The 20,123-nt window shown below is 68.5% G+C and carries 16 protein-coding genes, 1 tRNA gene and 1 pseudogene; 3 read left to right on the forward strand and 15 right to left on the reverse strand.

The window, feature by feature from the left end; genetic code table 11:
* Positions 1-13: 13 nt before the first annotated feature.
* From dcd to QU663_RS09525, 3 genes are all read right to left on the reverse strand, one after another.
* A complete protein-coding gene (gene dcd / locus QU663_RS09515; RefSeq protein WP_021611349.1) occupies positions 14-595 on the reverse strand; it encodes a dCTP deaminase in 582 nt (193 codons plus the stop codon).
* Between the two features lie 44 nt (positions 596-639).
* On the reverse strand, positions 640-1,239 hold the full coding sequence (locus tag QU663_RS09520; protein WP_021611348.1) for a TM2 domain-containing protein: 600 nt from the start codon (positions 1,237-1,239) through the stop codon (positions 640-642).
* A 926-nt stretch (positions 1,240-2,165) separates the two neighbouring features.
* Positions 2,166-2,537, reverse strand: a complete 372-nt coding sequence (locus QU663_RS09525; RefSeq protein ID WP_021610727.1) for an NINE protein — start codon at positions 2,535-2,537, stop codon at positions 2,166-2,168.
* Positions 2,538-2,701: 164 nt separating this feature from the next.
* Between QU663_RS09525 and QU663_RS09530 the strand changes: the two genes are divergently transcribed.
* A complete protein-coding gene (locus tag QU663_RS09530; protein WP_034480116.1) occupies positions 2,702-3,625 on the forward strand; it encodes a base excision DNA repair protein in 924 nt (307 codons plus the stop codon).
* Positions 3,626-3,744: 119 nt separating this feature from the next.
* Here QU663_RS09530 and QU663_RS09535 read toward each other — a convergent pair whose 3' ends face one another.
* From QU663_RS09535 to QU663_RS09545, 3 genes are read right to left on the reverse strand one after another with little or no spacing between them, the layout of a single operon-like run.
* Positions 3,745-5,073: an ABC transporter permease gene (locus QU663_RS09535; protein ID WP_021610729.1), complete on the reverse strand. Its 1,329-nt coding sequence runs from the start codon at positions 5,071-5,073 to the stop codon at positions 3,745-3,747.
* Positions 5,070-5,954 (reverse strand): ABC transporter ATP-binding protein, encoded by an 885-nt coding sequence (locus tag QU663_RS09540; protein ID WP_021610730.1) that lies wholly within the window; start codon positions 5,952-5,954, stop codon positions 5,070-5,072. Before QU663_RS09540 ends, QU663_RS09535 begins: the two co-directional genes overlap by 4 nt.
* Positions 5,951-7,027, reverse strand: a complete 1,077-nt coding sequence (locus QU663_RS09545; RefSeq protein WP_021610731.1) for an efflux RND transporter periplasmic adaptor subunit — start codon at positions 7,025-7,027, stop codon at positions 5,951-5,953. The genes QU663_RS09540 and QU663_RS09545 overlap by 4 nt, the downstream gene beginning before the upstream one ends.
* 164 nt (positions 7,028-7,191) lie before the next feature.
* Here QU663_RS09545 and QU663_RS09550 point away from each other — a divergent pair, with 164 nt between their 5' ends.
* Positions 7,192-7,800 (forward strand): GNAT family N-acetyltransferase, encoded by a 609-nt coding sequence (locus QU663_RS09550; RefSeq protein WP_021610732.1) that lies wholly within the window; start codon positions 7,192-7,194, stop codon positions 7,798-7,800.
* Positions 7,801-8,382: 582 nt separating this feature from the next.
* On the opposite strand, the gene trxA is transcribed toward QU663_RS09550, so the two are convergent.
* From trxA to QU663_RS09565, 3 genes are all read right to left on the reverse strand, one after another.
* Positions 8,383-8,751 (reverse strand): thioredoxin, encoded by a 369-nt coding sequence (trxA, locus tag QU663_RS09555; protein WP_021610734.1) that lies wholly within the window; start codon positions 8,749-8,751, stop codon positions 8,383-8,385.
* Between the two features lie 94 nt (positions 8,752-8,845).
* A complete protein-coding gene (locus QU663_RS09560; protein ID WP_021610735.1) occupies positions 8,846-9,484 on the reverse strand; it encodes a TetR/AcrR family transcriptional regulator in 639 nt (212 codons plus the stop codon).
* 209 nt (positions 9,485-9,693) lie between these two features.
* Positions 9,694-10,113 carry a (deoxy)nucleoside triphosphate pyrophosphohydrolase gene (locus tag QU663_RS09565; RefSeq protein ID WP_021610736.1) on the reverse strand — a complete coding sequence of 140 codons (420 nt, stop codon included), beginning with the start codon at positions 10,111-10,113 and terminating at the stop codon, positions 9,694-9,696.
* 263 nt (positions 10,114-10,376) lie between these two features.
* On the opposite strand from QU663_RS09565, the gene QU663_RS09570 reads away from it, so the two are divergent.
* Positions 10,377-10,450, forward strand: a tRNA-Gly gene (locus QU663_RS09570).
* Between the two features lie 517 nt (positions 10,451-10,967).
* On the opposite strand, the gene QU663_RS09575 is transcribed toward QU663_RS09570, so the two are convergent.
* The 6 genes and pseudogenes from QU663_RS09575 to QU663_RS09600 form a co-directional block, all read right to left on the reverse strand.
* On the reverse strand, positions 10,968-12,014 hold the full coding sequence (locus QU663_RS09575; RefSeq protein ID WP_021611712.1) for an aspartate-semialdehyde dehydrogenase: 1,047 nt from the start codon (positions 12,012-12,014) through the stop codon (positions 10,968-10,970).
* A 144-nt stretch (positions 12,015-12,158) separates the two neighbouring features.
* Complete coding sequence (locus tag QU663_RS09580; RefSeq protein WP_021611711.1) at positions 12,159-13,475, reverse strand: aspartate kinase; 1,317 nt, start codon at positions 13,473-13,475, stop codon at positions 12,159-12,161.
* 269 nt (positions 13,476-13,744) lie between these two features.
* Positions 13,745-15,342 (reverse strand): annotated as a pseudogene (locus QU663_RS09585) (sensor histidine kinase).
* Complete coding sequence (locus QU663_RS09590; protein WP_021611708.1) at positions 15,339-16,049, reverse strand: response regulator transcription factor; 711 nt, start codon at positions 16,047-16,049, stop codon at positions 15,339-15,341. The pseudogene QU663_RS09585 and the gene QU663_RS09590 overlap by 4 nt, the downstream one beginning before the upstream one ends.
* A 213-nt stretch (positions 16,050-16,262) precedes the next feature.
* A complete protein-coding gene (recR, locus tag QU663_RS09595) occupies positions 16,263-16,856 on the reverse strand; it encodes a recombination mediator RecR (protein ID WP_021611706.1) in 594 nt (197 codons plus the stop codon).
* Position 16,857: 1 nt separating this feature from the next.
* A complete protein-coding gene (locus tag QU663_RS09600) occupies positions 16,858-19,959 on the reverse strand; it encodes a DNA polymerase III subunit gamma and tau (RefSeq protein ID WP_304990564.1) in 3,102 nt (1,033 codons plus the stop codon).
* Positions 19,960-20,123 lie beyond the last annotated feature (164 nt).

Genomic DNA, 20,123 nt, shown 5'->3' on the forward strand with positions numbered 1-20,123 from the left:
GAGCGCCATCATGTCACCGTTCGATGCGCGTGCGCGTGAAGCGCTCGTGGGTGCGCGACGGCGTCGGACCGCGCTGCCCCTGATAGTGAGAGCCGAGTCCCTGCGAACCGTAGGGATGCTCGGCCGGGGAAGACAAGTCGAAGAAGCACAGCTGCCCGATCTTCATCCCCGGGTAGAGCAAGATCGGCATCGTCGCCGTGTTCGACAGCTCGAGGGTCACGTGCCCGGAGAAGCCGGGGTCGATAAAGCCCGCGGTGGAGTGGGTGAGCAGGCCGAGGCGCCCGAGCGATGACTTGCCCTCCAGACGTGCCGCAATGTCGTCTCCGAGGGTGACGAGCTCGTAGGTGGCGCCCAGGACGAATTCGCCGGGGTGCAGAACGAAGGGCTGGTCCGGGCCGACGTCGACCTGGTGCGTCAGGTCCGACTGATCCGCCGCCGGGTCGATCACCGGGTAGCGGTGGTTATCGAAGAGGCGAAACAGGCGATCCAGCCTCACGTCGATACTGGCCGGCTGGACCAGATCACGGTCCAGCGGATCGAGGCGGATTCGCCCGGAGTCCAGGGAGGCGTTGATGTCGCGGTCACTGAGCAGCATGACACGATTGTCGCATACTCAGCGCCGCGACAACAGCCTCAGAGTCAGACGAGGGGCTGGCCCGATGCGTCGCAGCCGTAGGAGCCGGAACGCATGAGGATCATGATGAACTCGATGAGTGCCCAGATGGCGGTGATGGGCAGGCCGATGATGATAACGGACAGAATCAGCTGGATCAGGCCGCGGCTGTTGTAGCCCAGGTAGAAGTTGTGGATACCCAGCGGGCCCACGAAGAACGCCAGAAGCAGGGCAAAGATCCACTGCTTGGGCGGGTTCGCGTAGGCCTGCTGACCGTAGGCGGGCTGGCCGTAGGCGGGCTGGCCGAAGCCTGCCGACCCGTAGGCGGACTGCTCGGAGGAGGGCTGAGCGCCCGGCGCGCCGCCGAAGGGGGCCTGATTCGCGGCCGGCTGCTCAGGGCCAGGGAAGGACTGGGCACCTGCGGCGTCGTAGGCGGTGCCGTAGGTGGTGGAGCCCGGGGTGGCGGTGGCCTCGTCGAAGTCGGGGGCCGAGGACTGGGGGAAGCTGGGCGCCTCAGGCGCGGGAACCTCGGGGGCAGGAATCTGTTCCGCGGGGGCGGAGAAGTCCGAGGCCGGGGCCGACTCCTTCGGATCAAAGGGGGTGGCCTGGGGATCGGGCATCGTCATGACTGAGCCTTTCAATTGTCGTGGGGGCCTGGCGGCCGTACCGCTACAGCCTACCGCTACCAAGCGTCCGATCGTTATCCGCGACCACCCCGAGGCACCCCTGATTGGTCCCGGAGGTGAATTCTCGGCACACCGAGCGTCGGCGCCTGGGACCGAAGGCCGGGTATGGGACATGTCGCGGCGCTGGGGCCCCGCGACGCCTACGCAGCCGTCATCGATGGGGTGTGGGCGCCGCCGCCGAGAACGAATGGGCCCCGTCATGGATGGGGGGTTTTGCACCATTAGAAGCCCCCTGCCGGCGTGTCGCGGCCCTAATGCTGCAATTCCCCCCATGCAGCGTCGCAGGGAGCCACTGGCGCGCGCTGGGGCGGCATGCTCCAAACAATTTCGCATGCAATTCGCTTACCTGAATATTCAACGAAGCCCACAAACGTTGCAATTCCAACGATGTGAATTCAAGGCGCACCCAAGCCTCGGGGGAATTGCATGCGAAATTAAGGGAGCACACCAGGCAGAGAGCCACGCGGCACCGCTGGCGACGATGCTGGCACTGCCGACCGGCAGTTACCCACCCGCGACAACCTGAACACACGACGACTCACGCCCACCCCGAAACACCCGGCCCGGAAGCTACCACCAACGACAACGAAGCCCACGACGGCATAACGCCCGCACCGGGACCTGCCGTCAGCTACCCCCAACAACAACCTGAGCAAACGATGGTAACCACCGGCCGGGCACTGTCGGCCGACGGTCACCCGCGACGCCCCCAGACAACGCGACACCCCCAGACCCCGCAACGCCCGGGACACTGCGACGCGGACACGCAACACCGGACACCGCGACACCAAAAAGGTGCGGGGCCCGGCAACAAGCCGGGCCCCGCACCGCGAGACTATGCGTCAGGACAGACGCTCGTGCTCACCTCAGACGGTGGGAACGCCGTTGGCGTCCGCCGCATAGATCCACTTGCCCATGAAGGACATGATCATGCAGGCAATGAGGAACGCCGAGTAGCCGAGCATGACCAGCAGCACAACGCCGAAGAGGACGGCGGAATCAGAGGCGGCGGCGGCCATGTAAATGATGTTGAGGACGATGGAGGCGACGACCTTGATGATGCCCATCTGCTTGTGGCCAAGGTAGAAGTCGCCGGCGCCGAAGCCGCCGAGGAAGAAGTTGAGAAGACCCACGGTCGTGCGGGACTTGCCCTGGACGGGGGCGTTGAAGCCGGGCTGGCCATAACCGGGCTGCTGGCCGTAGGGCTGCTGGCCGTAGGGCTGCTGAGGAGCGGACATGATGTCTCCTGTTGTCGATGGAATCCCAGAAAGGGTTTTCTGAAAACACGGTCAGACTAGCGGACCTTCGGCTTTTGTACAACATACGTGCGCTTTTATGCCGCACATCACATATTTCACCGCTGAGAACACACATTGTATGTAACCTTCCCTACACTGACAGGGTGTTCACAAATCCAACGGCCGAGGCCTCGAAGGTACTCCTCCACGACCTTCCCCGCTGGTTCGCATCCAATAAGCGCGACCTGCCGATGCGACACGACGACGTGTCCGATTGGGGAACCCTCGTCTTCGAGATCATGAGTCAGCAGACGCCAGTCACCCGCGTCCAGCCGATCTGGCTCGAATGGATGCGCAGATGGCCCACGCCCGCCGACCTGGCCGCCGCCTCCTCCGCAGACATCCTTGTGGCCTGGGCAAACCTGGGCTATCCGTCGCGAGCGCTGCGCCTCAAAAACTGTGCGGGCACCATCGTCGAGAAACACGACGGCCAGGTGCCCCTTACTATGAAGGAACTCACCCTCCTCCCGGGCGTCGGCACCTACACCGCCAGCGCGCTCCTCGCGTTCCGGCACGGAATCCGAGTCCCCGTCCTCGACACGAACGTTCGCCGCGTGCTGGTCAGATTTCTGGACGGACGCGAGTTCCCACCCCACTCGACCCCCTCAAAGGCGGAGACGGCGCGCGCCGACGCGCTCCTGCCCGAAGACGGAGCGCACGCGGCAGAGGTGAGCATGGCGCTCATGGAATTCGGCGCCCTCGTGTGTACCCAGCTCTCTCCCCACTGCGAGGAATGCCTCATGCGCGCGCAATGCGCGTGGGCGGCGGCCGGCTTCCCGAAGGACGAGAAGCGCCCCACGCCTCAGCCCTACACCGGAACCGACCGCCAGGCTCGCGGCCGCATCATGAAGGCCCTGCGCGCGGCACACTTTGAAGGCGGCGAGGGCCTGACCAAGCGGCGCGTCCTCGACGCCGCGCGCCTGGACGGTGGCGACCGCTACCAGCCGACCCGCGTCTACCGTGCCCTCCTCAAAGAGGGAATGATCGCCTACGACGAGGACACGAGGCGCGTGACGCTGCCCCGCTGACCCGGGGACGAGGCCGGGGCCCCACAGAGGCGCCCTGGCCCGTGAGCGCACCCGGGGACGAGGCCGGGGCCCCACAGAGGCCCACTGACCCGTGAGCGCGCCCGGGCCTCGGCGCTGAGCTAGTACCTGATCGCGTCGATGGGTTTGATGCGCACGGCGGCGAGCGCGGGGATGATGCCACATAGCGCGCCGATGCTGGAGGAGATGGCGACGCCGGCGATGGCGGCTCCGGCTGGGAAGGCAGGTGTGTCGCTCAGCGCGATCCCCATGGTTTCAAGCGGCAGGAAGCGCACGACGACGACCGCGATGCCCACGCCGATGACGCCGGCGGCGAAGGTGGCGACCACGGATTCCATGAAGACAGCGAAGAAGACGCGCTTAGCGGATGCGCCGACGGCCCGGCGGATACCGATTTCACGCACGCGCTGACGCACGGTGACGATCGCGACGTTGAGCAGGCCCAGGGCGCCCAGGAACACGATGATGCCGCCGATGATCATGATGACGCGGGAGATGGTACCCAGCTGTTCCTCGCCGATGTCCTCGTGCTCGCCGCCCGTGACGGTGACGCGCCAGCCGTCGCCGAGGATGGAGGCCAGGGCTCGAGGGAGGACGCTGCGCGCCTGGTCGGCGTCGTCGGGGCCCACCCACGCGATCATGGAGGGCGTTCCCATCTGGGGCAGCGTGGCGCGCGCGGCGTCGTAGTGCACGTACATGGTGGGCATATCGAAGCGGCTGGAACTCTTGGTGACGCCGACGACGCGCACGGCGGTCCCATCGGTGGTGTGCAGGACGATGGGGACCTGGTCGATGGGGGCGCGTCCGAGCTGGTTCCACAGGACTTCGGAGATGACGACGGGGGTCAGACGTTGCTCGGCGTCGCTGGGCGCGACCCACCGGCCAGCGAGCATGTGGGTGCGGAAGATGACCTGGTAGGCGGGGTCGACGGCCTGGATGGTGACGTCGTTAAACATGTCGTCGGTGCGCACGACCGGGTAGCCGCGGAATTGACCGCTGCTCCGCGCCTGGCTGACCTCGGTGATTTCGCCGCCGCTGCTGGACAGACGCGACCAGTAGCGGATGTCGTGACGGTTGGCCAGCGTCGCCATGGCCTCGCCGACGGGGTCGGTGTCGTCGGGGCGCGCCACGCTCGACGAGGCCGGGGCGCCCCCGGCGCCCGAGGCCTGGGTTGGCCCGGCCCCGGCGGGCGTCCCCTGGCTTGCGGCGGAGTTTTCGGGGGCGAGGCGCAGCGTGACGGAGCGCCCCTCGTAGAGCTCGGCCATTTCGCGGGAGGACTGAAGGATCAGGTCGCCCAGGGCGATGACGACCGTCATGGCGGCCACGGCGGCGACGACGCCGACGAGGGAGAGGACGACGCGGGCCTTCTGCACCTTGACCTCGCCCCACGCCTCGATGAGGGCGCCCAGGATCTGGCTGATGGCGTTCACTGGTCCCCCTCCTCGTGCGGGGTCGGCGGCGCCGGGACCGGCACGCTTTCCGGATCGTCTTGGGCGGGCGGTGCCGGGGGCTCCGTCACGACCGGTTCCCCACCCACGTGCTCGGCCACGGCCTCGTGACCCGCCTGCTCAGCCCCGGCCTCGTCGCCCGAGCGCCCGGACTCCGCGCGCTGCGCGAGAGCGGAAGGTTCGTCGACCTCGTGCAGGACGCCGTCGTAGAGTTCGTAGGCGCGCGAGGCGCGGGCGGCGACAGCCATATCGTGGGTGATGACGATGAGCGCCGAGTTGGATTCGCGGGCGACCTCCTCCAGGAGCGCCATGACGACGCGCCCCGTGTCCGGGTCGAGGGCGCCCGTCGGCTCGTCGGCGAGGATGACGCGCGGGCGGCGCACGAGCGCACGCGCGATCGCGATGCGCTGCTGCTCGCCGCCGCTCATTTCGCCCGGATAGGAGTCCGCGCGATCCGCCAGTCCCACACGCTCGAGCATGTCGAGGGCGATGGAGCGCCTGCGCAGCAACTGCGTGCCGGCGGCGTACAGGAGGGGGACCTCAACGTTTTCGGCGGCCGTCCGGGCGGCGAAAATGTTGAATTGCTGGAAGACGAAGCCGAAGTCTTCTCCGCGCATGCGAGCGCGGCGCCCTTCGCCCAGGCGCGTCGTGTCGACGCCGTCCAGCTCATAGCTGCCCGATGTGGGCGTATCCAGCAGGCCGATGATGTTGAGCATCGTGGATTTGCCCGTGCCCGATCGGCCCACGATCGACACGTGCTCGCCCGCCGCGACGTCCAGGTTGACGCCGCGCAGAATGTGCAAGTCCTCCCCGTCAGGCAGGGTGACCGTGCGGGTCACGTCCCGCAGGCACACGAGACTCATCGCGTCGACCCGTCGCCAGAGTCGCCGGTGTCCATCGCGCCGCCGGGGCCCACGCCGTAGGGGCCGGTGGGATCCTGATTGTCCTTTGTCGAGGCCGGGGTGAACTCGAGGATCTCCTCGCCCTCTGTCAGACCTTCCTTGATCTCGACCATCTTTCCGTCGGTGAGGCCAAGAGTGACCGAGCGTTTCTCCGGGTTAGCAGGGTCGGAGGTGGGCAGGTAGACGGTGCCCGACTGGTAGCGGCCTTCGACTGCGGAGACCGGCACGGCGAGGACGCCCGTGGCCGAGCCCGTCGTCATCTCCAGAGTCACCTGCAGGCCGGTGAACACCGTCTGATCAGACGGGATCGCGCAGCGTGCCTTCAGGTCGGTGGAAGCGGACGTGGAGGAGTCGGCGTTCCCCGCGTTCTTCGGGTCCTGCGTCTTGCCGCTCGGGGTCACGAGCTTGACGCCCGTACATTCGAAGGGCGCCGGACCGTTCTTAATGGTGACGGTCGCCGTCGACGGGGCCTCCTGGAGGCGGTACATCTGGTCTGCACTCAGGGGCGCGATGGCCGAGAAGGTCGAAGGGGACACCGAGGCGACCGTGTCTCCGATCGCGAACTGTTGGCCCACAAGAACACCCGTCGACAGGGTGCCATCCCCGGGGGCCACGACCGTCTCGAACTTGTAGGTCGGCTCCGCGGTCTCCACGCTCACGTTGCCTTCCTCGTCGGTCACCTGCCGCGTTTCGCCCGGAATCTCCTTGCGGATCTGGAGGAGGGCGTCACCCTTGGAAACCTTGTCGCCGTCGTTGGCGAAGGTGCGCACGACGATTCCGTCGAGCGTCGCGCGAGCATTCACCGGCTCGTCGGCCTGGATGGTGCCCGTCAGGGTCACCGTGTTGGTGATGTCCGCACGCCCGACGGGGATTGTCATCTGCCCGAAGGAGCCGCCCGGCTCCATGCCATCGTTAGTCTGCTCCTCCTGCGTGGCAGGGAAGAATGCGAACTTCACGAGGGAAACCGCGATAACGACCCACGCGAGGACTTTCACGATGTCGAGCACCTGCGCGGTGCGGGTCTTGTGTGCCACGTGCGTCTCCTTCGATGAGCGTTGATCGCCCCATCATATGGTGCGCCTCGTTTATGCAGCAACGCTATCCCCGTCTTTTCAGGGATTTCTCAGGGTCTGTCCCGCCGGCTGGGCGTCACACGCCCTCGCCCCTACGATGGAAGACGACCCGACGAAAGGCTGCCATGATCCGCCGCGCCACACCCGCAGACGCCGAGGCTCTCTCCGCCCTCTCGCGCACCTGCTTCACGCAGACCTTCGGTCATCTCTACGACCCTGCAGACCTTGCGGCCTTCCTCGACGAGGCCTACGCACCCGATGTCCTACGCGCCGAGCTCACAGACCCGGACCGGGCGACGTGGCTGCTTGTCGAGGGCTCACCCGACGAGGCCGTGGCAGCGTCCGGGACACCCTCCCCCGCCGACCATCCGCGCGCGCCACAACCGGGCGACGAGACCACGGCCTCGTCCGCCTGTCGCGAGCCGATCGGCTACGTCACCGCCTGCCCCGCACTCCTGCCCCACCCCGACGTGGCGCCCGGCGACGGGGAGATTCAGCGTCTTTACATTCTGCGCGGCCACCAGGGCGGCGGACGCGGAACGGTGCTGCTGCGCACCGCGCTGGAGTGGCTCGAGCGCGACGGACCACGCACGCTGTGGATCGGCGTGTGGAGCGAAAACTACGGGGCGCAGCGCTTCTATGCGCGGCACGGATTCGAGGTCGTCGGCGAGTATTCCTTCATGGTCGGCGACCACGCGGACCGCGAGTTCATTACCCGCCGCCCGAGTCGCTAGAAAACCCGGCCACGGCCAAGCACGCCCCGCCCGAAAGTCGACCAAGCACCGGCCACGGCCAAGCACGCCCCGCCCGAAAGTCGACCAAGCACCGGCCACGGCCAAGCACGCCCTCAGCTCAGAACGGCGCCGCGGGGCGCACAAGCCCGTGTCCACTCACGCGATAACACCAGTTACACAGAAATGTCGCATGCAATTCCCATGTAAACCTTTTGAAATTTGAAATGTGATCGTTGAAATTCCGCGGTTTTCTCAATACCTAACAAAAGTGAGGATATCCAAATTACCTGCGACTTTTGGAAAAATACAGCATGGGGATCGGCACGGGCGCGGGCGCTCCCCCGGGACGCGCACCAGAGACTCACATCGGCGCGCCAACTACATTGGGAGCCCGACACCCCCGCTGTTGCCCGCTGCGATCGGAGCCGTGCCCAAAGTGCAGACCACCTCGGCGAATAATGCCAAAAAAGGGGCGATTTGGGCGAAGTGGACTGCACTTTGAGCACACACAAGGGTTATAGGACATAACAATGGGCCCCGAGGCTCGCGCCTCGGGGCCCACCAGCGATTGCGCTGACGCGATCACTCCGCCTTATCGGCCTCGGCGATCTTCGCGCGCACGTCATCCATGTCGAGGTTCTGAATCTGAGAGATCAGATCCTCCAAGGCAGACAGCGGCAGGGCGCCGGACTGGCGGAACACCGCGATGCCATCGCGGAAGGCCATCAGCGTCGGGATCGACGTGATCTGCGCGGCCATCGCGAGCTGCTGCTGATCATCCGTGTCGATCTTGCCGAAAACGACGTCCGGGTACTTCTCGGAAGCCTCTTCGAAGACGGGGCCGAACTGACGGCACGGACCACACCAGGTCGCCCAGAAGTCGACCAGGACGATGTCATTGCCGGACACAGTCTGCTCGAAGTTCTCCTGCGTCAGAGTAACGGTAGCCATGTTTCTCCTTATGTCGCCGACGCGCGCGTCGGCCGGTCAGTCGGGGCCGGACTGCCCCTGCGTTCTGTCTGATTCAACGGGCAAGGCCCCCGCCCTATTCCCCGGAAGGAAGCGCGGAAGCGGTGACGTGTCGCACGTTCTCCTCGGAGGCGCCCAGGCCTCGCAAGATGAAGGTCTCCACCAGGGCCAACGCCGACTCGCGGTGCGCCTCATCGTTCGGGAGGCGCTGGCCCGCCAACGTCGCGTGGATCAGATGCACCGCGCCGAGCGTATTCTGCTGCGCGATCAGCGAACGGTCCATGGCCTCGTCGAGAATACCGATGAGGACCTCACCCACCATGCCCGCATGATCGGTGAGATGCGAGGCACCAGCGCCCGACATCTGCCGGCGCAGCCCCATACCCGCCTTCACGTGGTAGCGGCTCGTCATCTGCAGGTGCGAGCGGATGTAGAGGCGCAGGCGCATGAGCGGGTCAGGCTCGGCGGCCAGGCGCTCAGTCAGGACCCGCGTGAACTCCTCCGTCACCTGACGCATGTAGGCCAGGAGCAGCACCTCCTTGTCCCCGAAGTGGTTGTAGACCGCTGTGCGGCCCACTCCGGCGCGCTCAGCGATCTGACTCATCGTGATGGATTCGAAGGATTGCTCGGCCATGAGGGAGCCAAGCGCCTCAAACAGGCGCGAGCGGGTGATCTCGCGGTGAGAGGCGAGGGACTCGCCAATAATCTTCGGCATGCGCTTATTCTGACATTACGCCCCCATGTGTCGTCAAATGGTGGCGGGCGTCGTTCTCGCGGTGAGGAAGCAACGCGGGCTGTGCCAGACACCCCCTCAGCGCGCCCGACACAGCTCACGCGCGCCGGTTCGGCCACCAGCTCCGAGCGCTCGTTCCCACCTACTGCGGCCACCTGCTTCGGCCGCCAGCTCCACCGCCTCGCAACACGTCACCGGCCGCAGCGGGCGACCACGGCCTCGACGATGGGCAGGTCCGCGCCAATCCACGGCAGCGTCGCCAACTCGGCGATGGGCACCCAGCGGGCCTCCACGTGCGAGGCACCCGCGCGCGGGGACAGCGAGCCGGGCGCCACCTCGGCGAGCCACACGCCCATGACGCGCCCTCCCAGGATCGGCCACCACTGACCATTCTCGGGGCACACGCGTTCGCCGATGATGAGGCGGGCGCCGAGCTCTTCGGCGATCTCACGTTTAAGTGCAGCGACCGCGTCCTCACCCTCTTCGATCTTGCCGCCGGGCAGCTCGAACTGGCCGCGCAGCTCCTGCGGGTACGCGCGCGAGCAGGCGAGCAGCTCGGTGGGGCGCTCCAGGGAGTCGACGATGGCTGCGGCCACCACGGGACGAGGCATGGGTCCTCCAATCGGTCGGGCTCCCTTCAGTGTATCCGCGGCCGGGGCGTCGGGACGGCGGCTGGAGCGGCGGAGGGCGGCGGAGGGCGGCGGAGGGCGGCGGCGGGAGCGGCGGTAGCGGCGGAAGCAGTGGGGGCGGCGGTAGTGGCGGAAGTTTGGAGGGGCACTGCGGATACGTCGGCGCGCGGGTCGGGCGCGCCGGTTGCGCGCCCATCGGCCATGAGGCTATGATCGACGGGTCGATTCCTTCGGGACGATGAATTGCGGGCGTAGTTCATCGGTAGAATGGAAGCTTCCCAAGCTTCAGAGGCGGGTTCGATTCCCGTCGCCCGCTCCACCGCCTGGCCGCGTGCCGGGCGGTTTTGTTATGCCTCCGCGGCGAGCGCACATGCGGATGCGGATGCGGATAGGCTATCGCCACGCGGATAGGTTATGGCGATGTGGATAGGTTATGGCGATGTGGATAGGTTAATAAGCTATCCGGATGCTCATCAACTATCCGTGAAGCAACAACCTATCCGCGCACACAGGCAAGGGCGAACGCACACAAGGGCACAACGGAGCCACCGGCTTCACCCCCGCACAAGTCGCACGTAATTCGATTGCCTGAACTTTCAATAAAGTCTCAAAACGTTGCAATTCCAACGATCACACGTCAGCTCTTGAAATGCTCGCAGGGGAATTACGTGCGACATTTCAGGGGAACTACAGCGTCAGGCCACGCAAACGCGCGGCAGCCCAACGGGCCGCCGCGCGTTCACGCAACTAGTTCACACACTCAACACAGTCGAGAGCTGGGGGCACTCAACACGGTCGAGAGTGCAAGCACTCAGCACAGTCGAGAGGTCGAGCACTCAGCGCAGTCGAGCGGCCACGACCTCGGCGACCTGGACAGCATTCAGGGCGGCGCCCTTGCGCAGGTTGTCGCCGGAGACGACGAGCACAAGCCCGCGGTTGCCCTCGACCGCCTGGTCCTGGCGAATGCGGCCCACGAGGACCTCGTCGCGGCCGGCGGCCTCGAGCGGGGTCGGAACGTCGACGACGCGCACGCCGGGGGCGTTCGCCAGGAGGGCGCGCGCCTGGTCGGGCGTGATGTCGCCGGCGAACTCGGCGTGGATGGTCAGGGTGTGGCCCGTGTAGACGGGGACGCGCACGCACGTGCCGGACACGGCCAGGTCGGGGATGTGCAGGATACGGCGCGACTCGTTGCGCAGCTTCTGCTCCTCGTCGGTCTCCTCGCTTCCGTCATCGACGATCGAGCCGGCGAGCGGCACGACGTCGAAGGCGATGGGCGCGACGTACACGCCGGGCTCGGGCAGGGTGACGGCGCGGCCGTCCAGGGCCAGCGCTGCCAGGTCTTGAGCGGCGCCGGCCTCGATCTGGCCGGTCAGTTCGGCGACGCCCGCGCGACCCGACCCGGAGACGGCCTGGTAGGAGGAGACGAAGAGACGCGTCAGACCACCCGCAGCGTCCACGAGGGGCTTGAGGACGGGCATAGCCGCCATGGTCGTGCAGTTGGGGTTCGCGATGATGCCCTTGGGGCGGTTGTCGACGTCGTCGGGGTTGACCTCGGACACGACAAGCGGCACCTCGGGGTCCTTGCGCCACGCGGAGGAGTTGTCGACAACGACCGCGCCGGCGGCCGCGAACTTGGGGGCGTACTCGCGCGAGGCGGTGGCACCCGCGGAGAACACGGCAATGTCGATGCCGGAGTAGTCGGCCGTCGCCACGTCCTCGACGACGATGTCCTGCCCCTTCCACGGCAGGGTGGTGCCGGCCGAGCGCGCGGACGAGAAGAAACGAATCGTCTCAACCGGGAAACCCCGCTCCTCCAGCAGGGTGCGCATGACTCGGCCGACCTGGCCGGTGGCGCCGACGACGGCGACATTGAATCCACTCATGGTGTTCTCCTTGTGTTGGTGCGTGCGCCCATACGACGGGGCGGACGCTGGGTAAAATCTATGGGGACGAGGCCGGGGCGCCCTCTCGGGACCACCGGACCCGCGCGGACAAACGGAGCCGACCCGGGCCTCGTCGATGAACGATCAGCGGCCGGTGCCGCCGTAGACGACGGCCTCGGTTTCGGAGGCGTCGAGGCCGAACGCGGTGTGGACGGCCTTCACGGCGCGGTCGAGGTCCTCGAGGCGGGTGACGACGGAGATGCGGATTTCGGAGGTGGAGATCAGGTCGATGTTGATGCCCGCATCGGACAGGGCGGAGAAGAGGCGCGCGGAGACGCCGGGGTTGGTGCGCATGCCGACGCCGACGAGGCTGAGCTTGCCGATGTTCGGGTTGTAGCGCAGCTCGTTGAATCCGATTTCGTCGCGGTGGGCCTCGAGGGCGTCGAGGGCCTTCTGGGCGTCGCCTTCGGGCAGGGTGAAGGTGATGTTGGCCTTCGTGGGGTCGGAGATCGGCAGGTTCTGGACGATCATGTCAATGTTGGCGCCGACCTCGGCGACGACGGCGAAGACGCGGGCGGCGACGCCGGGGCTGTTGGGGACGTCGGTGACGGTAATCTTGTCCTGCGAGCGGTCGTGAGCGATGCCGGAGATGACGGGCTTTTCCATGGCGTTTTCCTCTGGGGACTTGAGGGCGGCGTCGGGCACGAGGCCCTTGAGTTCGGGGTTTGCGGGGGCGTCGGAGATCCAGGTGCCGTTCTTCTCGGAGAACGAGGAGCGCACGTGCAGGGGCACCCCGTAGCGGCGCGCGAATTCAACGGCGCGCAGGTGGAGGATTTTGGCGCCGTGCGCAGCCATTTCCAGGGTTTCTTCCTGGGTGAGGGTACGCAGGCGGTGGGCCTTGGGGACGATGCGCGGGTCGGCGGAGAAGAGGCCGTCGACGTCCGTGTAGATTTCGCACACGTCGGCGTGGAGGGCGGCGGCGAGGGCGACGGCGGTCGTGTCGGAGCCGCCTCGGCCGAGGGTGGTCACGTCGTCGTCTTTGGAGATGCCCTGGAAGCCGGCGACGATGGCGACCTGTCCGTCCTTGACGGCGCGGGCGACGCGCTCGGGGACCATGCCGATGATTTGGGCGGCGCCGAAGTGGCTGTCGGTCTTGATGCCCGCCTGGGCGCCCGTGTAGGCGCGTGCTTCGACGCCGAGTTCGTTGACGGCCATCGCCAGCAGGGCCATGGAGATGCGTTCGCCGGCGGACAGGAGGATGTCCATCTCGCGCTCGGGCGGGTTGTCGGTGAGTGCTGCGGCCGAGTCGAGGAGGTCGTCGGTCGTGTCGCCCATCGCCGATACGACGACGACGACGCGGTGTCCGGCGTTGTGCGTGTCCACGATGCGCTGGGCGACGCGCTTCATGGCCTCGGTGTCGGCGACGGAAGAACCGCCGTACTTTTGCACGATCAGTGCCACTGGACCCTCATTTCTGTCTGTACGTGCTGGTCTGCACGCATTCGGGCAGCATACGCCACCGTGTCAATCCTACGGCGCTCCCGCGATCACGCTGGGAACTTCCGCTATATGAACGGGTGATCTGGGGTGACATTGAACGCGCAGCTGCGAGCAGGCCCACACAACGCGCGAGGCCGGGGATGGCCAAGGGGGCCGCTCACGCCCCGCCGCGCGCTCGTCGGGCGTCCGAGGCCGAGGCGCGTCCGGCACCGTCGGCCTGCCCGCCCTCATCACGCCGCCGGCAGCATCACCTCGATGACGGTCCCCTTCTCGCTGTCGGCCAGGCGCACCGCCCCGCCCATCGCGCGAGCCAGCGACTCGACGATCGACATGCCCAAGCCCGAGGAGCCGCGCCCGTCTCGCGTGCGCGAGGAGTCGCCGCGCACGAAACGGTCAACACGCGGTCGCGAATCGCCGGCGGGATACCGGGCCCGTCGTCCGCGACGCGGATCGTCACCATCGACGAGGCCGGGGCGCCCTCCGCTTTCCCCTGCCCCTTCGCGCGGCCGCGGGCGCGCACGCAAGCGGCCACGGCCTCGTCGTCGCTCCGGGTCAGCGAGACGACGACGCGGGTTCCCGCGGGCGTGTGTACGCGGGCGTTGGCGAGGAGGTTCGTGAGGATCTGGCGCAGCGCGGCCTCGTCGCCGAGGACGAGAATGTCCGCGGCGTTGCCGAGCTCCCACGCGTGGTCGGGGGCGACCACGTGCGCGTCGGACAGGGCGTCCAGTATCAGCGGGATAACGTCGATTGTGTCCCGTTTGAGCGTTCTGTTTCCGTCCAGGCGCGCCAGGGTCAGCATCTCCTCCACGAGGGACGCCATGCGCGCCCCCTCCGAGGAGATGCGCTCGAGGGCCTGGGTGCGGGAGGCCTCGTCAATGTCGCGGCGCGCGAGCTGCGCGTACCCCTGCACGGAGGCGAGCGGCGTGCGCAGCTCGTGCGAGGCGTCTGCGACGAATTGACGCAGCTTCGCTTCGCTGCGGGCGCGGCGCTCCATGCCGTCTTCGACCGCGTCGATCATCGAGTTGAGGGCGCCCGCGACGTCGGCGACCTCCACGGGGCCCGAGGTCGCCTCCTCGCCGACGCGCGTCAGATTCGCCGACTCATCGGCGAGGTCGCGGCTCGCGATGTCCGCGGCCGCCGCGCGCACCACGCCGAGGGGACGCAGCTCGCGACGCACCCACACGCGACCGACCACCCCCGCGGCGAGCGCGACGACCAGGGATGCCCCCACCTCGACGGCGACAAGCATGATGACGACGTCGTCGACGCTGTCCGTCTGCACGCCGACCAGGACGGTCTTGTCCTCGACCACGCGGGCGGTGACGCGGAACGAGCCCATCCCTTGAAGGCGCACGGTGTGCGGCACACCATCGGTGGGCACATGCGCCAGGATCTCCAACGCGCGCTCATCCAGGTACTTCACAGAGAAGTTGGAGACGACCGCACCGGCCGACTCACCGTCCTCACTCACGTACTGGAGGGTGCCCTCCGCGATTCCGGAACCTCCGAACCCGGGCCCCGTGGGACCGCCGGGGACGACCGGCCCGCCGGGGCGCGGCGCCCCAGAGGGCTGTGCGGGCGGGCGGGCGGCGGCGTCGTCGGCGCTCTCCCCGTACTCCTCGTCCTCGCCATCCTCCGGCGCGTCATCGACATCGAGGTGCTTGCTTGCCTGATCGGCGAGGCGGTGCAGCTCGGAGTCCACGTTGGCCAGCATCCAGGAGCGCATGACCAGGGTGGAGGCCGCCACCATGACGACGAGGGCCAGGGCGACGCACGCGGCGAGCGCGCGGGACAGGCGCCCGGCCAGGGAGGGGCGGCGGCGCGTCACTGGGGTTCCCGCATGATGTAGCCGGCGCCGCGCACGGTGCGGATGAGGGCGGGGCGGTCGGCGTCGATCTTCTTGCGCAGGTAGGAGATGTAGAGTTCCACGACGTTGACTTGGCCGCCGAAGTCGTAGCTCCACACGGCGTCGAGGATCTTCTGCTTGGAGAGTACGATCCCGGCGTTTTCCATGAGATACCGGAGCAATTCGAACTCCGTGTTCGTTAACGTGATGTTTTCCCCGCCACGACTGACATCGTGCGACTCGACGTCGAGGGTGAGGGCGGCGACCGTCAGCACGGTCGAGGCCGCCTGCTGGGTGCGTCCCGCTCGGCGCAGGAGTGCCTCGACGCGGGCCGCGACCTCGTCCAGGTCGAAGGGCTTGGTCACGTAGTCGTCCGCTCCAGCTCGCAGGCCCTGCACGCGATCGGCGACCGCGTCGCGGGCGGTGAGGAAGAGGACGGGCAGCTCGGGGTCGCGGGCGCGCAGGCGCTCCAGCGTCTCGAGGCCGTCCATGCGCGGCATCTGCACGTCGAGGATGACGACGTCCGGCTGGAAGCTCGCCGCCTTGGCGAGCGCGTCAAGCCCGTCCTTCGCGGTGTCCGTCTCCCAGCCCTCGTGGCGCAGGGCCTGCGAGAGCAGGTCCGCCAGCATCGCCTCGTCGTCGACGACGAGCACTCGGGGCGCGCCGCCGCTCGTGTGGGTCGCCATCATGGCCTCCTCGTGTGTCGGAGTGTTTCCCCTCGATTGTGTCACACGTGCGTCACCGCGCGAGGAACGCGCGCCCCATGAGGCGACAAACAGCGCAGGTCGCTTGCACTGGTGCGACAACAACACCTCAGGTCCCCGGTCCCAGGGAAGACAACGCACGCACCCGGAAAACGGGCAGTACGAACGCGGCGCAACCACGGCCTCGTCGATGAAGGCTCAGAGGCGGCGGCGCCCTTCGAGCGCGCGACCCAGCGTCACCGAGTCCGCGTACTCCAGGTCACCGCCCATGGGCAGGCCCATGGCCAGGCGCGAGGTTTCCACCCCCATCGTGGAGAGCATGCGCGCCAGGTACGCGGCCGTCGCCTCGCCCTCGACGTTCGGGTTGGTCGCCAGGATGACCTCGGTGACCGTGCCATCCGCGAGGCGGCTCATGAGCGAGGCGATGTTCAGCTGGTCCGGCCCCACCCCGTGGATCGGGTCGATGACGCCGCCGAGCACGTGGTAACGCCCCCGGAAGACGCGCGCGGCCTCGATCGCCTGAATGTCCTTGGGCTCCTGGACCACGCAAATCGCGCTGGGGTCGCGGCGCACGTCGCGGCAGATCGAGCATTCGTCCTCTTCCGTGAGGTTGCCGCAGATGTCGCAGTGGCGCACGCGCCCACGCACGGCGTTGATCGCGTCGACGAGGCGCGCGACCTCGTCGGGCTCCGCATCCAGGACGTGCATCGCCATGCGCTGCGCGGACTTCGGACCGATACCCGGCAGCTGTCCGAACTGGTCGATAAGGTCGGCCAGAGCGCCGTCGTACATGTCAGTATCCTCCCTCGGTCATTTTCTCTTCAATGACGCGTCCACCGAGGATCTCCAGGACCGCTGCCAAGCCGATCGTCTGCGAGTTTTCGATGTTGTCGTCGTCGATGCTGGCGCTGTCGTCGTCGGCCGCGTGCGTGCGGGTCGATGCGACGGCAGCCTGGTGCTGGGCCTTCTCGCGCAGGGCGGCCTCGGCGGCGGCGCGGCCTGTGAGCGGCTCGTCGGGCGCGGGGCCGGCGGCGCACGGGGGTTGCGGGTCGCCGAATCCGGGCGCGGAGGCCTGCGCGGGCTCAGGGGCTGCCGCCAGCCAGGCCGGCGCCTGCGCGGGGGTGCTCGGAGCCGCGCTGATCGGGGTCACGTCGGCGGAGGCGGCGGACTCGCGCGGGGTCCACGAGTCGGCACCGTCATCAAAGTTCACGGACGCGCCCCCAGAAATGACGACCGGGTCGCCCCAGCCCGTCGGTGTCGACGGCGTGTACGAGGCGGGCTCGATGGGCGCATCGTCAAAGACGGGGGACGAGGCCTGGGTGGCTTCCTCGTCTGTCGTCCCCTCGGGCGCGTCGGCGGGCTCCGGGTCGCCCGGGTAGGTGAAGACCGTGAAGGATCGCTTGCGCGGCGCCGCGTCGCCTCCCGGGGACGAGGCCTGGGCGGTCACGTCGGGGGCGGCCGCGAGCGCTCGGGCCGCCCTCTCGGGAAGGACGGGACCGTCTGGGTGGGCGGGTGCCTCCTGCCGGGCGGGAGCCTCCCACTGGCGCGGGGCTGCGGGCGCGTCGTCCTGCTCGCGGCGACGGGGTGTCACGGCCGCGGGCTCGGGCCAGGCGTTGTCTTCCTCCGGCTCGGCCTGCGGCGCGGGAGCGGAGTGTGCAACCGGCGCGGGCTCGGGCCAGGTGTTGTCTTCCACCGGCTCGGCCTGCGCCGCGCGAGCGGACTGCGCGACCTGCGCGGGCTCGGGCCAACCGTCCTCCTCCGAAGAGGGCGCGGGCGCCGTCACGGGCTGGGCCGGACGCGCGGGCTCGGGCCAGCCGTCCTGCTCGGGTGCCGGCTCGTGGTGGGGTGCCGCCTGCGCGGCGGCCTCGTCAAAAGGGGGCGGCTCCGAGACCCACCCACCGGGCTGGCGCGATTGTCCGCCGGCGCGAGAAGCCTGCGCGGAGGGGCCTGTCGTCGCGGGTCCGCCCGAGGCCTGCCCGACCTGCGCGAACACGGTGACAGTCAGGCCCGTGACCTCTCTGATGGCCTTTTCGACGTCCGCGGCGCGGGGCCCGCGCGTGAAGGCGTTGACCATCGCCTCGACGGGGAAGAGGAGGACCACCTGGGAGCCGTCGACGGCCCCCAACTGGGCGTTACCGCCAACCATCGACCACGTCACGCGGCTGATGGACGACAGGCGCTCGACGACCTCGTTCCAGCGGCCACGCAGCATGTCGGCGTCGCGGCCTGACGCTGGAGCTTCGGCGGGAGCGGAAGACTCAGTGCGAGCGGGGGCCTCGGTGCGCTGCGGCGCGGCGGCTTCGGGGCTCCGCTGAACGCGGGCGGCGGCACGGGAATCGGCCTGCGCGGGCGCGCTCTCGCGCGCAGGAGCCTCGGCGCGGCTCTGCTCGGCCTCACGACGAGGTTCGGGCTGCGTGTTCCCCTTCGTGGCCTCGACGCCAGGCTGCTGGGCGACCACGCGGCGCGGTGCCTCCTGGGGCTCGGCCTGCGCTGGAGCGGCATTCGACTCAGGGGCAGTGGGCTTGCGAGCGGACCAGTCGGGACCACTGCCCCACGCGGGCACGCCCTGCGCGGCGGGCGCGGGCGAGGACGACGCGGGGGCGGGCGCCTGCCCGGAGGGAGCCGAGGCCTGGGTGCGTTCCTGCTTCTTGCGGGCCAGGGCCTCGCGCGCCTCGCGGGCGCCGAAACGGCCCGAGGATGCCTCGGGCGTCGACGCGGGGGACGCCTGGCGCGGCGCTCCCCCACCGGCCATACCGACCGTGCCCTGCACGGGGCCGGGGGCGGGTGCGGCGGTGGGAGTCGGCACGAGGATGCGGCCGACGAGAAGCTCGAGCTGCAGGCGAGGCGAGGTCGCGCCCGTCATGGCGCGCAGGGCCTCGTCGGTCAGGTCCGCGGCGCGGGAGAGGCCGTGCGGACCCCAGTTCTGCGCCTGGCGCTGCATGCGCTCGAACTGGTCGTGCGGGGTGTCCGCCAGGACGTCGCGCGCGCCGTCACCGGCCACCGCGATGATGAGGAGGTCGCGCAGTCGCTGAAGCAGGTCCTCGACGAAGCGACGCGGGTCATGGCCGGATTCGACCATGCGTTCGACGACGCGGAAGGCCGCGGCGCCGTCGCCACCCGCGAGGGCGTCGACGGATTCATCCAGCAGGGCGGAGTCCGTGTACCCAAGCAGCGCTACCGCCGTCTGGTAGGTGACCTGCCCGTCGATCGCGCCAGCCATCAGCTGGTCGAGCACCGACAGGGTGTCGCGCACCGATCCGCCGCCCGCGCGCATGACGAGGGTCAGGACGCCCTCGCCAACGCCGACGTGTTCCTCAGCGCACAGACTCGTCAGGTAGGGGCCCAACACGTCCGGCGGCACCAGACGGAACGGATAGTGGTGGGTGCGCGAGCGGATCGTGCCGATGACGCGCTCGGGTTCCGTCGTCGCGAAGACGAACTTGACGTGCTCGGGCGGCTCCTCGACGAGCTTGAGCAGCGCGTTGAAGCCCTGGTTCGTGACCATGTGGGCCTCGTCGATGATGAAAATCTTGTAGCGGTCGCGCACCGGCGCGAAAGTGGCGCGCTCACGCAGGTCACGCGCATCGTCGACGCCGCCGTGCGAGGCCGCGTCGATCTCGACGACGTCAAGCGAGCCAGGCCCACCGGTGGCGAGCTCGCGGCACGATTCGCACTGGCCGCACGGCGTGTCCGTGGGGCCCTGCGCGCAGTTCAGGCAGCGCGCCAGGATGCGCGCCGAGGTGGTCTTACCACATCCGCGCGGCCCCGAGAACAGGTACGCGTGCGTCACGCGATTCGCGCGCAGCGCCGCCTTGAGCGGCTCCGTCACGTGTTCCTGGCCGATCACCTGGTCGAAGGTGTCGGGGCGATACCGGCGATACAGAGCTGTGGTCACCCTCCAAGCCTAGTTGCTCCCACCCTCATCTGCGTCCCACGCCGCGCGTTCCACAGCGTCGGGAGGCGGGCGTGTGGCCGTGATAGGAGTCGTCTCATCGACGAGGCCGGGGCCGGGTAGTGCGCAGGGGGCGCGGGACCTGTGTTGGTCTCGCGCCCCCTGCT

It is taken from the genome of Schaalia sp. HMT-172 (genome assembly GCF_030644365.1).
Classification (GTDB): Bacteria; Actinomycetota; Actinomycetes; order Actinomycetales; family Actinomycetaceae; genus Pauljensenia.